Source organism: Haloarcula taiwanensis (genome assembly GCA_002844335.1).
Lineage (GTDB): Archaea > Halobacteriota > Halobacteria > Halobacteriales > Haloarculaceae > Haloarcula > Haloarcula taiwanensis.
Genome location: CP019155.1, coordinates 283,188 through 299,549, shown reverse-complemented (window position 1 = coordinate 299,549; position 16,362 = coordinate 283,188). Strand labels below are relative to the sequence as shown.

13 protein-coding genes are annotated in these 16,362 nt (G+C 63.1%); 7 read left to right on the top strand and 6 right to left on the bottom strand.

Going from position 1 to position 16,362, the window contains the following annotated elements:
• Positions 1-41: 41 nt before the first annotated feature.
• From BVU17_16495 to BVU17_16480, 4 genes are all read right to left on the bottom strand, one after another.
• Complete coding sequence (locus tag BVU17_16495; GenBank protein ID AUG49176.1) at positions 42-788, bottom strand: 3-beta hydroxysteroid dehydrogenase; 747 nt, start codon at positions 786-788, stop codon at positions 42-44.
• Between the two features lie 59 nt (positions 789-847).
• On the bottom strand, positions 848-1,843 hold the full coding sequence (locus BVU17_16490) for an EamA family transporter (GenBank protein AUG49175.1): 996 nt from the start codon (positions 1,841-1,843) through the stop codon (positions 848-850).
• A gap of 146 nt (positions 1,844-1,989) precedes the next feature.
• Positions 1,990-2,781, bottom strand: a complete 792-nt coding sequence (locus BVU17_16485; GenBank protein AUG49368.1) for an aldehyde oxidoreductase — start codon at positions 2,779-2,781, stop codon at positions 1,990-1,992.
• Positions 2,782-2,906: 125 nt separating this feature from the next.
• Positions 2,907-3,506: a hypothetical protein gene (locus BVU17_16480; GenBank protein ID AUG49174.1), complete on the bottom strand. Its 600-nt coding sequence runs from the start codon at positions 3,504-3,506 to the stop codon at positions 2,907-2,909.
• Between the two features lie 116 nt (positions 3,507-3,622).
• On the opposite strand from BVU17_16480, the gene BVU17_16475 reads away from it, so the two are divergent.
• The 6 genes from BVU17_16475 to BVU17_16450 all read left to right on the top strand — a co-directional run bounded on the left by BVU17_16475 (position 3,623) and on the right by BVU17_16450 (position 10,038).
• Positions 3,623-4,447, top strand: a complete 825-nt coding sequence (locus tag BVU17_16475; GenBank protein ID AUG49173.1) for a protease — start codon at positions 3,623-3,625, stop codon at positions 4,445-4,447.
• A gap of 148 nt (positions 4,448-4,595) precedes the next feature.
• Positions 4,596-5,600 carry an alcohol dehydrogenase gene (locus BVU17_16470; protein AUG49367.1) on the top strand — a complete coding sequence of 335 codons (1,005 nt, stop codon included), beginning with the start codon at positions 4,596-4,598 and terminating at the stop codon, positions 5,598-5,600.
• Between the two features lie 122 nt (positions 5,601-5,722).
• Positions 5,723-7,057, top strand: coding sequence for a phosphoesterase (locus BVU17_16465; GenBank protein AUG49172.1), 1,335 nt, complete (start codon positions 5,723-5,725; stop codon positions 7,055-7,057).
• A 211-nt stretch (positions 7,058-7,268) separates the two neighbouring features.
• Positions 7,269-7,841, top strand: a complete 573-nt coding sequence (locus tag BVU17_16460) for a hypothetical protein (protein ID AUG49171.1) — start codon at positions 7,269-7,271, stop codon at positions 7,839-7,841.
• An 8-nt stretch (positions 7,842-7,849) separates the two neighbouring features.
• A complete protein-coding gene (locus BVU17_16455) occupies positions 7,850-9,604 on the top strand; it encodes a hypothetical protein (GenBank protein ID AUG49170.1) in 1,755 nt (584 codons plus the stop codon).
• On the top strand, positions 9,592-10,038 hold the full coding sequence (locus BVU17_16450) for a hypothetical protein (protein AUG49169.1): 447 nt from the start codon (positions 9,592-9,594) through the stop codon (positions 10,036-10,038). Before BVU17_16455 ends, BVU17_16450 begins: the two co-directional genes overlap by 13 nt.
• A 30-nt stretch (positions 10,039-10,068) precedes the next feature.
• Here the strand turns inward: BVU17_16450 and BVU17_16445 are convergent, their stop codons facing one another.
• Positions 10,069-13,113: an FAD-binding oxidoreductase gene (locus BVU17_16445; GenBank protein ID AUG49168.1), complete on the bottom strand. Its 3,045-nt coding sequence runs from the start codon at positions 13,111-13,113 to the stop codon at positions 10,069-10,071.
• A 25-nt stretch (positions 13,114-13,138) separates the two neighbouring features.
• Complete coding sequence (locus BVU17_16440; protein ID AUG49167.1) at positions 13,139-14,917, bottom strand: lactate permease; 1,779 nt, start codon at positions 14,915-14,917, stop codon at positions 13,139-13,141.
• Positions 14,918-15,540: 623 nt separating this feature from the next.
• Here BVU17_16440 and BVU17_16435 point away from each other — a divergent pair.
• Positions 15,541-16,281 carry a trehalose utilization protein ThuA gene (locus BVU17_16435; protein AUG49166.1) on the top strand — a complete coding sequence of 247 codons (741 nt, stop codon included), beginning with the start codon at positions 15,541-15,543 and terminating at the stop codon, positions 16,279-16,281.
• The last annotated feature ends 81 nt before the right edge of the window (positions 16,282-16,362 follow it).

Sequence of the window (16,362 nt, the reverse complement as noted above, 5' to 3'; positions counted from 1 at the left end):
TTTCACGCTGGAGCCGTATTTGCACACGGGTGGGTTGCCCACTACGGCCCGTCGTCAGGGGTATCAACCGTCACTGTTCCGCCCCGTTCGTTTCGTGGGAGCTGCCAGTCGATATTTTCCGCGCGCTTCGGGAACGACGGCTTCGCAACGACTTCCAGCGTGCGGTCGGCGGCCGCCGACGTAACGGGCGCAGCAATCATCAGTCGGGCCACGTCGGCCCGCGAGACGCTGCCCCAGAGCTTCGCTCCGGGCTCGGCGACGGAGACGGTGTCAGTTCGCGGCCCGTTCGTGAGCAGGCCCGGTCGGAGGACCGTGTGCCGAACCGGGGCCTCGCGGATCGCGGCCTCGGCTTCTGCTTTGGCTCGTTGAATCGGCTGAATGACGACATCAAACGCCGCTGCGAGCGGACTGGCTGGCTCGTCACCGACGCCGATAGCGGATTCCATGACGAACGCCTCGACGCCGGCGTCGACAGCCGCATCGAGCAGATTGATCGTCCCCGCGCCGTCGACGTACTCGTCCCGGGACCAGACGTCCGTGATGTTCGAGCCGACCGCGCTCAGGACGACATCAACGTCAGAGAGCGCATCGGTCAGCGCAGTCGGGTTCAGCAAATCGTCGACGACAACCTCGTCAGCGCCGGCCGCCTGCAGGTCGTCTGTTTTTGCCGGTGTGCTGGTCAGTGCCCGGACCGTCGGCACGCGCGAACTGAGCAATCGGAGCGTCGCTCGCCCGGTTCCGCCGCTGGCTCCGGCGACAAACACGGTCTGCACATCAGAAGGGTCCATGTCATAGCTAGGGGCTGCCCGTACATGATTGGCCGGGCCTGTGTCACCTGTCGACTTGCTCAGTCGTCACACGGCGGCGTCTGCTTTGGGGCGGTGTCCTCGAACCGACGATAGAGCCTGCGCAGTTCCATCCGAATCGTCACACGCTCGATGAGAGCAAAGCCCGCAACGACGACGAGGAAGCCCACGAACGTCCACAGCGACACCGACGAGCCAAGTAGTACCCATCCCATGAGCGCGGCGAAGATCGGGACGACATACGCGACCAGATTCGCGCGAACCGGGCCGATGCGTTTGATGAGGCCGAAGTAGATGGCGTACGCGACCGCTGTCGACGGGATGCCCACAGCGACGATGCTCGCAATCGTTGCAGGCCCGATGCCGATCACGGCTGTGGGCGGCTCCCCGACCAGCAGGCTCGCAATGTGGAGGAGTACCGCACCGACGGCCATCGCCCACGCCGTCAGCGGTGTACTGTCCATCTGCGGGCTGACACGCTGGAGGAGGACGCTGCCCAGAGCAACGGCCGCGGCCGCACCGAGGACCAGAAGTTGCCCGATAGCGCTCGCATCAGTGAACGTCGACGGCGACGGCTGCACGATGATGATGACGCCGCTCAGCGCGATTCCGATACCGACCGCACCGAGCCACGACAGGCGGTCGCCCAGCAGCCACCAGGCGAACACGGGGGCAAGTATCGGGTTCAGGCCGTACATAACAGACGCCGCCGCGGGCGTCGTCGTGCCTTGACCGAGGAACAACAATCCGTTGTTGAGCGCGATGAGGAACAGCGCCGCCATCCCGATTCCCACGAAGTCGCCGCGAGTCTGCGGTAACCACGTCGACCGGGGCCGGGTAGCGACGATGTAGCCAAGCAGCGTCACCGCTGCCAGGTCAAACCGGAGGCCGGCAAACAGCACCGGTGGCAGCTCACGGAGTCCGGTTTTTATCGCGACGAACGAACCGCCAAACAGTACCGCAAGCAGGACAAACAGCGCACTGTCACGATAGCGGGCCGGGATTGAGGGGCGCTCAGTGACCGCGGACCGCAGCATAGGCCAGGTCAGTTGGACCACCCATTAAAACGAAAATATCTCATTACCTGTTCAATGGGTCGAAATGTGAAGAGGGCTGTGGGAGACGTGGTGTCACGGACCGACAGCCGATTTGGACTTCCCGACCAGGAAACGCCGGCGTCGACTCAGTCCCACGCGGCAGGCGCGAAGTCCGGGTCAACGCGTCGGTCGACAGTATCGATACTGTCGATACGGTCGATTTCGGCGTCCGTCAGCGACAGGTCGAGGCTCGTCAGGTTGTCGGTGATGTGAGCTTCGCTCGTGGCCTTCGGAATCGCCGTCACGCCCTTCTCGCGGAGCCAGGCGAGGCTGACCTGCGCCTCGCTGGCGTCGTGGTCGTCGGCGATGGCTTCGATGACATCGTGGCCGAACACCTCACCGCGTGCCAGCGGGGAGTACGCGACCAGTTCGTAGTCCTGTTCGGCCGCGTGCTCGCGCAGCTCCGACTGCTGGAGGAACGGATGGACCTCGACCTGATTTGCGAACACCGGCGCGTCGAGGACGTCCATCGCCGTTTCGACGTGGTTCGGTTCGAAGTTCGAGACGCCGACGTTGTCGATGAGGCCGCGGTCGACGAGTTCATCGAACGCCGGGAGTGTGTCCTCAGGTTCGTACTCGCGTGCCGGCCAGTGGACGTACAGCAGGTCAACAGAATCGACACCGAGTTTGTCGAGGCTCTCCTCGGTCGTTTCTATCACGTCGTCGTGTGTGAGATTCGAGATCCATACTTTCGTCGCCAGAAAAATATCGTCACGCTCGACGTCAGCCGCGGCAATTCCGTCACCAACGGCGCTTTCGTTGTCGTAGACCTGTGCAGTGTCGATATGTCGGTAGCCGGCTTCCAGAGCCGTCCGAACGCTCTCAGCACACTGTTCTGCGTCGTCGTTCTGCCAGGTGCCGAGACCGAGCATCGGCATGCCGCTCGCTCGCGGGCCGCCTGTCGGGGACTGTTGTTTCGTCATATCCGATATCCGGTGCTTGCGACTTTAAGACGTTTTGAAGACGGCGTGGAAAACCGCCTGTGTAACGGGGGCGCGGGCATTCAGAACCCATAGGTCCCGAACAGCCAGAGCGCGGCGACGGGCGACGCAGCGAGGAGAACGCCGAGGACCACCGTCCCGAGGACCGCGTTCAGCCCTATCTCGGCGAGCGGGCTGTCGTATCGCCACAGCTGAACGACGACGTAGACGGCGGCGACGGCCGCGCCGCCGAGCGTCAGGAACGGCGGAACCCCGAGCCCCGGAAACTGTACCGCCTGTAGTGGGTTCGAGCCGCTCGAAACCGCGAAGTCGATGCCGACGGCGACAGCGCCGACGGCGGTGGCTGCGACGACGTACGAGACGCCGGCGACGGCGTGGCGGAGCGCCGCGGTTGGCGAGAACGGCTCGCCGGCGGCCGGAGCCGCGTAGCTCCCCAGTCCGGCGTAGGGGAACGGAACGGTCAGGACGGCAACGGCGACGGCGTACGGGAGGACCGACGAGACGGCGACGATGAGTACTGCTACGGTCAGCGCGTACGTGCGGGCGGTCGCTTCCCCGAGCACCAGCGGCGGGACGAGAGTTACGGTACCCGCAACCAGAGCGAACAGACAGATGGGGAGAGAGTAGGGCCGGAACCGTCCGACGTAGCGCTGGAGGGACACGTCGGAGCGGTTCCGTACCCAGCTGTATAGGTGTTGCTACCCCGCGTAGAAAGCGGAAACGAGGCCCCGGCATCATCAGCCAGACTGTTTATACGGCCGGGCAGATTTGACCCTGTATGACAGACTTCGGACTACAGGTGCGGATGCTGGTGGTCGGTGCGATTCTGTTCGCGTTCTACGTGTTCGCCGGCACGGCGCTGTCGGTGCTGTTGGGCCTGCCGCTCGTCCCGGTGCTTCTCGTCGGCATCCTCGTCGTGCCAGCGATCCAGTACAAGCTCGGGAAGTGGCTGGCGCTCCGTGGTGCGGAGGATATGCCGGACGACCAGCGGTTCGGCTACGTTCACCAGATGGTTCGCCGGCTCTGCAGAGACATGAATGTCGAGGAGCCACGGCTGATGGTGATGGACATGGGCGTCCCCAACGCCTTTGCGGTTGGGCGGAAGGGTGCAGGCGTCGTCGTCGTGTCGAGCGAGCTGCTGCAGCTCCTCGACGATGATGAACTGGAAGGTGTCATCGCACACGAACTGGCCCACATCAAGAACCGGGACGTCATCACGATGGTCGTGGGCCAGTCCATCGGGATGCTCGTCGGCTACGTCGCCTACTTCGCGGTGCTGTTCGGCGGCGAGCGCAACATCGGCTCCTGGCTCCTGGCGATGGTCGCCTCCTCGCTGGCGAACGGGCTGGTCATGGTGTTCGTGCTTGCCATCTCCCGCTACCGCGAGTACGTCGCCGACGCGGACGCTCGCCGCGCTATCGGCACCGGCGAGCCGCTGGCCCGGGCGCTCGAAAAGATTTCTCGCGGTGCCGAAGGACGCGAATCGACAGTCGAGGACAGCATGAACGCCCTCTGTATCTTCAACGCCGACAAGGGGCTGTTCGAGCGGCTGTTCTCGACCCACCCGCCGACGGAGAAGCGCATCCAGCGGCTCCGGTCTTGAGCGCTGACGGGTCGACCGTCTTCTTCGAATCACCGACACTGTCTCGGAGGTCTCGCGGTCTGATTGTGTTAGCGAATGTCGACAGAGAGATAGCTGCTAACTGGCCGTTTATCAGCATCGAGCCGAAAGTAACGCTATGTCCGACACGATGCAAGCGGCGGTTGTGCCTGAGCCAGGGGCAGACTTCGAGGTCGTCGAGCGGGACATCCCCGACCCGGACGACGGCGAGGTACGAGTCGCAGTGGACGCCTGTGGCATCTGTCACAGCGACGTGTACGCGAAAGAAGGGACCTATCCGGGCGTCTCCTATCCGCGGGTTCCCGGCCACGAGGTGGCGGGTCGCATCGACGCCGTCGGCGACGCTGTCGACGCCTGGGACGTGGGCGACAGGGTCGGCGTCGGCTGGCACGGCGGCCACTGTTCGACGTGTGATCAGTGTCGCCGGGGGAACTTCCTCCAGTGTGAAAACGGCGACATTACCGGGCTAAGCTACGACGGTGGGTACGCGGAGTACATGACCGCACCATCGGAGGCGCTCGCGAAGATTCCGGAATCACTTGATGCGGCGGCCGCGGCACCACTGCTCTGTGCGGGCGTGACAACGTTCAACGCGCTCCGAAACAGTGATGCGAACGTCGGTGACCTCGTCGCCGTGCAGGGTGTCGGCGGCCTCGGTCACCTCGGCATCCAGTATGCACACGCAGCCGGCTTCGAGACGGCCGCCATCTCCCGGACGCCGGAGAAGGAATCGCTAGCGAAAGAGCTGGGAGCCGACCACTTCATCGACGCGGCGGAGACGGATGCCGGCCAGCGACTGCAAGAGCTGGGCGGGGCCGACGTGGTGCTGGCGACGGCACCATCGAGTGACGCGATCAGTTCAATCGTCAGCGGAGTCGGTGTCGATGGCTCTGTCGTCGTCGTCGGTGTTCCCGGCGAGCCAGTTGAAGTGAGCGCACAGCAACTCGTCCAGAGTCGGGGCGCTGTCGAGGGCTGGGCCTCCGGACACGCACGGGACTCACAGGACACGCTGGAGTTCAGTTCGCTCCGCGACATCGCGCCGGAGATAGAGACCTACCCGCTCGAGGATGTTAGTGAAGCGTACGGGCGGATGATCGACAACGAAGCGCGGTTCCGAGCCGTGCTTGAACTGTAATCAGGCAGGTCCAGTACCGGCTGGAGCGGGGCTCTGGCGTACGGTCATAGTTACGATCCCGCTTCCCGTCGTGATTTACCGGAGAGCAACGCCTTTGTCCGTGGGTCAAGAACCCGTATTCAATGGACGGCACCGCCGACGACCGCGTCTATTACGTCATCAGCGACCTTCACATCGGCGGCGACGAGCAGCTAGAGGAAGTGGAATTTCTCGACGAACTGCTCGATTTTCTGACCCGGTTAGAAACCACCGACGAGGACGCCGAGTTGCTCATTAACGGAGACGCGTTCGGGCTATGGGAGTTTACCGGTATGTCGGGACTGGAGAAGTTCGACGCCCTCGAAGAGACCTATCCGACCCTGTTCGAGCAGTTGCGAAAGACCGGCGAGAACATCGAAATAACCCTGATTCCGGGGAATCACGACCACGAACTCGCAGCCTACGACGAGTACGTGGAGCGGTTCGCGGCGTACAACGTCACTCTCGTCCAGTCGAAGTCGGTTACCCGGCCGGTTGGTGACAAGGCCATCCACCTCGAACACGGTAATCAGCAGGACCCAAACAACCGTATCGAGGACTGGGGCGACACCAACGTGACGCCGCTTGGCTACTACTACAACACACTTGTCACGAGCCGGGCCGGTCAGCTCTCAGACCGGGGCCGGTACAACTGGCTCAAGGATGTCCAGGCTGTGACGCCGACGGAGCGGGTTCCGGTGTGGATGCTCTCGAAGTACTTCTATCGCGAGATGAACCCCTTGCTTCGGTATGCGCTGGTACCGTTCCTCTTGCTGTTCAATATCAGCGCACTCCTGGCGATTCTGGCAGCGCTGAATCTCCTCGGCGTCTGGTCCGCGCCGGTCGAAACGACGACATCGTTTCTGGGCCAGTTCGGTACGGTCGGCACCGCCATCTGGGTGCTGCTTGTCGTGAATGCGTCGCTCGCCGGCCTTCTGCTGCTCGTTGGCATCCCGTTGTATCTGCTGCGCCGGGACATCAAGAAGACAATCAACCGCTTCGGGGTCTTCGAAACTGACCTGACAGTCGACACCCAGACGCCATACAGGGAAGCCGCCCAGGAAGTGTTCGAAGAAAAGGAAGACGTTGTTGTCTTCTGCTACGGCCACACACACCGGCCGAGCGTACAGTCGGTCGACGGCGGCTTGGTCGTCAACACCGGGACCTGGCTCAAACGCCTTCACCGTCGGGACGGCATTATCGGGCTTCTGCCCCCGGTGTTTTACCCCTCCTACCAGCTCTGTGCGGTGCGCATCACCGCCGAAGGCAGGCAGGTGGTCGTCGATTACGAGGAGGTTCAGAAACCGAGTCCCAGCCCGGAGGAGTTGACACTCACCGAGCGGCTGCTGACAGTCGGTCGGAGACCCAACCCCGAGCTTCCGGAGCGTGCGGTCGTAGAAACCGAGCAGTCGGTGCCTCCGCCGGAGCCTGCTGAGTGAAAATTAGACCGAACGAAGCGCGATGGCTGCGGCAGTGAACCGATAGAGCGGAGTCTCGGCACCGCATTGTTGCTGAGTCTACTGAGAGGGGTCCGTTCATACCTTCGTGTGTGATTGAGACCTATCGAGCGTCTGACGCCGGGTAAGCGTTCGCTCCCGAAACGGAGATTCGTGCAGAAAAGTCTATTACATACGACTGTAATGGCTACGTATGAGCAATACCGCGGACGATGGTCAGGCTGACGGGTCGCCACCGTCCACGGCAGAGTTCACACCGGAGCGAGTGCTCTCGGTGTTTCAAGACCGGACGGACCAAGCGAAGCCGTTGACGGCAACCGATGTGATGGACGCGCTCGGCTGTTCCCGGAAGACGGCACACAACAAGCTCGACATACTCGTGGAGCGAGGGGAGCTGGAAACGCGAAAAGTCGGCGCACGGAGTCGGGTCTGGTGGATCCCGTTCTCCCAGCTCGTCGGCCCAGGCACGGAACCACAACGGGACCGCGAGCCACCAGTCGAGCACAGTATCGCCGATGCGGACCTACCGGGGACGGGGGATACACTGGACGACCGACGTACGGCGTTGCGGGCCGCGTACGATTATCTTCGTGAAAACCCTGATACCGATGCCGGAAAACTCATTACCGAGGTGTTTCAGGAACATCCGGCGGGCTACAAAACCGCTGACGAGTGGTGGGACGCAATCGGACCCGCTCTAGAGGACCTCCCACAGGTTGACCTGGCTGCCGACCACGAGCACGTCTGGCACTACGTCGGTGGGTGAGTTCATCGATGCCAGAGGAAAAGCCGACGGAACAGTCGGACGTAGCAGACGAGACGGAGTCAGAGACAGAGGAGGTGTACGCCTCTCGCAAAGAGCAGCGGTATCCTATCTCATCGTACACCCCGGTCGCATACGACAATCTCGAAGCGGCACCGGAGAGTGATGCCCATCCGGACACGGGAACAGGCGGGCGGTTCAGAGAACTCTCGTTGCCGAAGGTGCCGAAGCTCCGCCACGTCGTCGGCCCCAGCGCAATCATGCTCGGGGCGTCGCTCGGGAGCGGTGAAACGCTGTTCTGGCCGCATCTGGTCGCCAGCTACGGGTGGGGACTGTACTGGCTGTTCCTCGTGGCTGTCAGCCTCCACTTTATCATCAACACCGAGATACAGCGGTGGACACTTGCGACCGGTGAGAGCGTGTTTCGGGCGTTCGAGCGGGTTCATCCGGTCCTCCCGCTGGCCATGCTACTGGGCGGGTTCGTCAGTCTCGGCTGGCCGGGCTGGGCCGCAAGCGCCGCACGAATCGGGGCCGAAGGGCTCGCACTCGGTACGTATGACTTCGCCGGCGTCGACATCGTCGGCTGGCGACTGTTCGGTATCGGGCTCATGGTGTTCATCTGGATTACCTACCAGGTGACGCCGCTGATGTACAATGTCGTCGAGAGCCTCCAGCTTGTTCTGGTGGCACTGTCCATCGCGTTTACACTGTTGCTGTTCGTGCTCATCGGGTCAGTGGACGTGCTGTTTGGCGTTCCAGGAAGTCTGACAGAAGTCGGGGACTACTCGCCGGTCGGGACCATCGCCGTGCTGGTCGGGGCGCTGGCCTACGCCGGGGCGGGCGGCTACCTCAACCTCTCACAGAGCCTCTGGATACGCGAGAAAGGGTATGGAATGGGCCGGTATCAGGGCCGGATCAAGAACCCCTTCGCCGGCGACGACCCCGAAACCGTCCACGAAGACGGGTTCACGTTCACCCCGGACACGCAGAACCTCAAACGCTGGCGGGGCTGGTGGCGCGTGACACAGCTCGAACACCTCTTGACCTTCCTGCTTGGTCTCCTTCTGGTCACGACGATACTGGTCGTCATCGCCGTGTCGCAGGCACCGGGGACGACGAGTGACGCAGTAGATATGTGGCTCATCGAGATCGCGCCATCGGTCGGCGGGGTCACGACGAGCGTCATCTACGTCACGCTGTTTCTCGCCCTGTTCACAACCGAATACGCGATCATCGAGTCGTTCGTCCGGAACAGTTCCGATATTATCTACGAGCTGTACGGCCGAGAAGCGGGCTGGAGTCTGCCGCGGCTGTTCTGGGGATTGCTGACTGTCTTCTGTGGCTGGGGCGTGCTCATTCTCAGCCTGCCGATATCGATATCCGACCCCTTCGGACTCCTGGTCGTTGGGGCGGCGATGTCCGGGTTGTTGATGTGGCCCTACATCGTCATCGTACAGCTCGTCAACACGGTCCGGCTCCCGGAGCATACGATGCCGGGCTGGGGGCGCATCGTCGCGATGTGGGTCGCTGCCGCGTTCTTCGGCTATTTCAGCGTCCTCTTGATTGGCACGGGGCTGACGACACGACTGGGATTGCGGGTGTTCACCGTCCAGCCAGCCGTACTCGGCAGTGGACCGGGAGGGTACGTCCTCTGGGCAGTCTTCCTGCTCGTCCAGCTGTACACGATGTATCGAGTCGGACGTGCGAAGGTCGCGGCAGACGGAACGGTCGCTGATGCGGCCGCTGCGAAAGGGTGGTTCTCGTGACCGACGAACTCCGCGTCCACTTGCACTATACGATGCGAGGATCGTACCCGCTTCGGCTGGTCGACGTGTTGTTCTGTACGGAACGAGCCTACTTCGTCGAGTACGATTATCTTACCCCCGTCGACCTGGTGTTCGGATCGCCGGGTCAGCGGGCCGCCGCGTTCGCCTCACGGGTGGTCGAAGAGGGCGTCCCGGCGGCCATCGAGACAGCCGAACAGGTCGACACGCAGTCATACGACACACTCGACAGTGTCGATATCCACACTGGTGGCCGAGTCGGTCGGCCGAAAATCACAGCACGGCCCCGAACAGACTCCGCAACGACTCTTCGCGTCCACGGCCAGTTCGACGCCGAACCGTTCACACAGGCGCTTCGGTCAACGGTAGACGGGCACGACGTCACCGTCAGACAAAGGGACGGTATCGGGTTCTGACTGCAGACGGAGGTATCACCAGGCACCCGGTTACCGCATCGCCGCCGCGACCATCTCGATTGGGTGGGGCGGTTTCGCGTCGCCATCGCCGAAATCGTCTATCTGAGACCGACAGGACGCGCCGGGTGCGACGACCTGTTCGGCCGGCGAGTCATCTATCTGGCCCAGCAAGAGGTCAGCGATGGCCTCGCTCATTGAGTAGTGTTCGGCCTCGTAACCGAAGGAGCCGGCCATGCCACAACAGCCCGAATCCAGCGGGTCCACATCGTAGCCGGCCCGCCGGAGGACGCCGACGGCGTGATGGTCCTTCTTCGTCGCCTTCTGGTGGCAGTGGCCGTGGTACGCTAGCGAGTCGCCAGCGTCACCGAAGGAGATAGCCTCCCCTAGCCGGTACGTGTCGATGTACTCGCAGACGCCGTACGTGTTCTCTGCGACGGCGTCGACGTCGTCGCCGGAAAGGAGGTCCCGATAGTCGACCTGGTACATCACCGCGTCGGAGGGTTCGATAGTGACAACGTCCCAGCCCTCACGGATTCGCGGCGCGAGCGCGTCCACGTTTGCCCGTGCCGTCTCGCGAGCGTGGTCCAGCATACTCTTGGAGAACGCGGGCCGACCGCTGTCTGTCACGTCGTCTGGCATGACGACGTGGACGCCCGCCGCCTCGAGCACTTCTACGGCCGCTTTCCCGACATCGGGGTGGCTGTAGTTCGTGTACGGGTCGGCGAGCAAGAGCGCCTTCCGGTCGGCTCTGCTCGCCGCGACAAGCGCCCCGCCGCGGTCGGCCCACCAGTCCCGGAACGTGGTCCGGTGGAAGGCGGGCAGGGTGCGCTCTTCCGTGATGCCGACCGTTTTCTCCATGAGACGGCCCGCCCCCGGCAGGTCCATCAGCCAGTTCGACACTGGAGCGAATGCACTCCCGAGCGAGAGCACCGTCTCGACGTTGGCGAACAGCCGATCTCGCAGTGAGATGCCCTCGCGCTGGTGGTGTTCGTGGACCACCTCGGCTTTGAGCTTCGCCATGTCGACGCCGCTCGGACAGTCCTTCTTGCAGCCTTTACAGCCGATACAGAGGTCCAGCACCTCGGTGATGAACTCCTCGTCGGTGGGGTCGTCGGGGAGGTCACCGTCCATCGCCGACCGGAGCATGTTGGCCCGGCCGCGGGTGCTGGTGATTTCCTCCTCGGCGGCGCGGTATGTCGGACACATGACGCCGCCGGTGGTCTCCTGGTGGCCGGTACAGCCCGCACACCCGTGACAGAGTTCCACCATCCCCTGGAACCCGTTGTCGTTGTCCCACTCCAGCGTGGGCTCGAAGCCCGCGTCGAAGGCGTAATCGGGGTCGTACCGGAGGTCGTCGGCCGGGTCGTGGTCGCCACAGATGTTCCCCGGGTTCAGCCGCCAGTCGGGGTCGAACGCCGATTTCAGGTCGCGGAACGTTTCCCAGAGGTCGTCGCCGTACAGTTTCCGGTTCCACTGGGTCCGGGCGCGGCCGTCACCGTGTTCGCCGGAGACGGAGCCGTCGTACTGGACGACGAGGTCCGTGATGGCGTCGGAGATGGCCTCCATGGTCTCGATACCGTCCTCGGATTTCAGGTTCAACAGCGGCCTGATGTGCAGGACGCCGGGGCCGGCGTGGGCGTAGTAGGAGGCGAAGGTGTCGTGCTCGTCGAACAACTCCCGGATATCGGCGACGTACTCCGGGAGGTTCTCGGCCGGGACCGCCGTGTCCTCGACGAACGGCCAGTGCTTGTCGTCGCCCGTTCGGGACAGCAGAATCGGCAGCCCGGCTTTGCGCATCTTCCAGAACTTCGCCTGCCGGTCCGCGTCGTACGCCTCCAGCGCGTCGACAGCGTGAACAGGGGCGTCGGTGACGGAAGCGGCCCCGTCACGCGGCGATTCTCGTGCTTCGTAGCCCGGAAGCCGGTCGGCGAGCAGGTCGGCGACTTTCTGGGCCCCGTCGTCTGGCGAATCGGCGTAGAACTCGACGAGCAGCGTCGAGTCGGTCTCCTCGGGGAGCATGCCGACAACGTCAGCGAACTCCGGCGTCTCCGCCGCGAGGTCCAGCAATACGTCGTCCATCACCTCGACGGCCGAGGGGTCGTGGTCCAGAATCGGGTCGACATCCCGCATCGCCGAGATGATATCGTCGTATGTCAGCATGGCGACGGCCGTGGCCTCGGGGACGGGCTCCAGCGAGACCGTCGCCTCCGTGACGACCGCCAGCGTCCCCTCGCTCCCCGCGAGCAGACGGGCGAGGTTGACCTCGCCGCGCTCTCTGGCGTTGTCGACCAGTTCGTCCAGGTTGTACCCGGAGACGTTGCGCTTGAGGTCCGGATACCGGGCGTCTATCGCGTCGGCGTCCTCCGAGATGATCTTAGCGACTTCGGCGTAAATCCGGGTTTCAAGGTCGGCGTCGGGGCCGGCCTCGGCCGCTCGCGCTTCGAGGTCGTCGACGTCGACCCAGCCGAAGGTCGTCCGGGTGCCGTCCGCGAGGACGACCTCACACTCTTCGATATAGGCGTCTGTCTTGCCGTATTTCAGCGAGTGCGCGCCGGTCGTGTTGTTCCCGATTGCACCGCCGAGAACGCTCTTGTCCCCCCACGCAGGGTCCGGCGCAAACTTCAGGCCGTGGGGTTCGAGTCGGTCGTTGAGTCGAGCAATCGTGATGCCTACCTGCGCACGGACCTGTTCGGCCTCCGGGTCAACCGACAGCGGTTCGTCCATGTGCCGCTTGAAATCGAGGACGACCGCCTCGTTTACCGACTGTCCGGCGAGACTGGTCCCGCCGCCCCGTGGGAGGACCGGAATATCCTCCTCGGCGCAGTACTCCATCACCGCGACCACATCGTCGGTCGAGACCGGCGAGACGACGCCGATTGGGAGCTGTTCGTAGGCACTCGCGTCGGTCGCGAACAGTTCCCGGGTGTACGCGTCGAAGCGTACGTCGCCGTCAACGCGGCGCTCTAAGGCCGCAACGAGGTCCGGCCGGTTGACGCTGTCGCCCTGGTAGTCGTAGTTCGCGCTCGGGTCTGTCGCCGGGTCGTGCTGTTGGGGGGGTCGGGAGTCGTATGCCATGAGTAAGAACGGAAGAGGAGTCGAGTTAGAACGCGCCCGGTGCCACGACGTAGGCCAGGATGAGCGTCAGTATGCCCGTGAACACGCCGTAGTACAGTACCGGAATCAGTTCGAGGCGGATGACGCGTCCCTCCTCGCCGATGAGGCCGACCACGGTGAGAGCGGCCACGACGTTGTGAATCGCGATGAGGTTACCGATTGCGCCACCGACCGCCTGTGCGGCGACGATGATCTGCGTCGGCGCACCGATCTGCTGGGCAGCCTGGAACTGGAACAGCCCGAACAGGATGTCGCTGACCGTATTCGAGCCAGCGATGAACGCGCCGAACGCACCGATGAAGCCCGAGAAGAACGGGAACATCTGGCCGGTCGTGTTCGCAGTAATCTCCGACAGCAGTCCGAGCATCCCGGAGTTGATCGGCGCAGTCTCCAGCACGACGGCACTGCCGGTCCGTTGCATGATCATGACCGTGGCAACTGCGAACCACAGCGCGACGACGGCTGGTGCGATGTTTCGGAGTGCCTCACTCCACGAGGCTTTGATACCGTCAGTGTCCATCCCGTGGAGCGCGTAGGTGATCACCGCGACGAGAACGAACAGGCTCCCGGGGAGGTAGAACAACTCGACGCCTTCAGAGAACGGCGTGCCGAGGATGTTGTTCCACATAAGAACGCCGGTGGTCGCCAGGAACTCCTGAACCGGACCGACGACACGAGTCACGACGAGCAGCGCAGCCACGAGGAGGTACGGCAGCCAGGCCATCCCCAGCGACATATCCTGCGAGTGAGATTCTTCGAACGTTGCCGTGCCACCGTCGGCTGCAACCGTGCCTTCCCGGCTGTCGCCCGTAGTGGTGCCGACACCCTCTCCGGGTTCGATGCTACCGATCCAGTGGTCCGGCCACTGGTCCTGTGGACCGAAGTCCCACTCATCGTCGGGAAGGAAGTAGCCAGCTCGGAGCGTCGTCGTAACGACGAGGAGCCCGACCATCGCACCCAGCAGTCCCGGGAACGTTGGACCGAGGAAGTACGCGGTCGCGACGTAGGGGATTGCGAAAGACGCCCACGCGAAGAGACACAGCGGCAGGACTTCGAGCGCGGGCTTAATCGACCGCTCTTCGCCGAAGAAGCGGGTCATCATCGCCACGCCGATAAAGGGGATGGCGATGCCGACGATAGCGTGGATTATCGCCGCCCACACACCGATTTGTGCGACGTACGCGCCGACGCTCTCGAAGCCGCCCTGCTGGACCACCTGCTGTGCCGCACCGGTCCCCTCAGCGAACACCACGTCGCGGAGACCGATAATCAGCGGCGTACCGACCGCGCCGAAGGTGATTGCGAGGATGTTCCCCGTGAGCGCGACGACCACGGCGGCGAGCGGCGGGAAACCGAGGCCGACCAGCAGCGGGCCAACGATAGCCGCTGGCGTCCCGAAGCCGGCTGCACCCTCAATGAACGACCCCATGAGGAACACGAGCAGGATGACCTGTACGCGCCGGTCGTCGCTAATCGAGGAGAACCCAGCATTGATCACCTCGAAGGCACCGGACTGTTTCAGCGTGTACAGGAGGAGTATCGCCCCGAAGACGATAACAAGGATTCTGGTCGCTGTCAGCGCGCCACGTATCGACGCGGCGGCGATGAGCGTCGGCGACATCTGCCAGCCGACGAAGGCGGCGATAGCCGCCACCGCCCACGCGATTGGCATTGTCCGTGTCGCAGGCTGGTACAGGCCAACCATCAGCACCGCAATCGTCGCTAGCGGGAGTAGTGCCATGAGCACCAGTGTGTGCTCAGACATCGCGCGTCACCCCCGAGAAACGATGGCGGGCTCTCATTTCGGAACCACCTCGGTACACAGCTCTATCGGTCGAAACCTTCCGAGACAGCGGTTTCTGATGGAATGCATCAGTCACGTCGTCTAGCAGGGAGTATATATACCTATCTACTGTTTACATTATAGTCTATTCAGATTAGCGTCGAAACGGGAGCGAGAGACGTTGATACAACAAAAATCAGGGAGTGTTTTGTACAAACCTCCGAAATCGGATACAGTCGTGTGTATCCGGTATAGCAGTTCTTTACGCCGGGATTTCACTCGACTGTACTCTTGGTGAAGCGCCATACAGTCGTCTGTATTTGACGGTTTCAGAGCGACATTCGCGGTCCTGTGGATGGGGTTGGAGATCGAGTCGCAGTGGCGCTCAGCGTCGGGGTCGTCATAGCCACTGTCGAGCGGAGCTGGCGCGCGCTCGCGAACCGGACACGCAGCGCTGAGCTACACAGAGAGGTATCTGAGGTGCACAGCGGTACTGTAGAGAGTCCCTCAGCGAACAGTCGCGGAGACGAGACCGTATCGCGTTCGCTCGTCGTACGGATTGCCGCTTGGCGAACGCCGTTACGGCGGAGGTGGAAACCACGAGTATGACACGCGTCACAGTCTGGAACGAGTACGTTCACGAGCAGGAACACGAAGCAGTCGCAGACCTGTACCCCGATGGAATTCACGGCGCTATCGCCTCAGCCCTGGAAGAGCGCGGATTCGACGCGGAAACCGCGACACTCCAAGAACCCGAGCACGGTCTCACCGAGGATGTACTGGCAGAAACGGACGTCCTTACCTGGTGGGGACACGCCGCACACGACCAGGTCGCTGACGAAGTGGTCGCCCGGGTGAAAGAGCGGGTCCTCGACGGCATGGGACTCATCGTCCTCCACTCGGGCCACTACTCGAAGATATTCCGCGAGCTGATGGGGACGACCTGCAGCCTGAAGTGGCGCGAGGCCGCCGAAACCGAGCGGTTATGGGTCGTCGAACCCGGCCATCCAATCGCCGATGGGGTCGGCGAGTACATCGAACTCCCGGAGACCGAGATGTACGGCGAGCGCTTCGACATCCCCGCGCCGGACACGCTCGTGTTCAACTCCTGGTTCGAGGGCGGCGAGGTGTTCCGGTCGGGCTGTTGCTACCGCCGCGGCGCAGGTCGTATTTTCTACTTCCGGCCGGGCCACGAGACCTATCCGATTTACCACGACGAAGCTATCCAGCAGGTCCTCGCCAATGCCTGCGAGTGGGCCGCGGCAGGGGACGGACCGGAACCGTCGTTTGGCAACGCCGACCCCATCGAAGACATCGACGAAAGCGACGAGCGGTCGGTCCACTGATTTCAGCCTCGCGTACAGCCGAATCGTGTGTAACAGGTGTTTGATTTCGTTCTATTACATTGTATACGCACAGCAATGGAC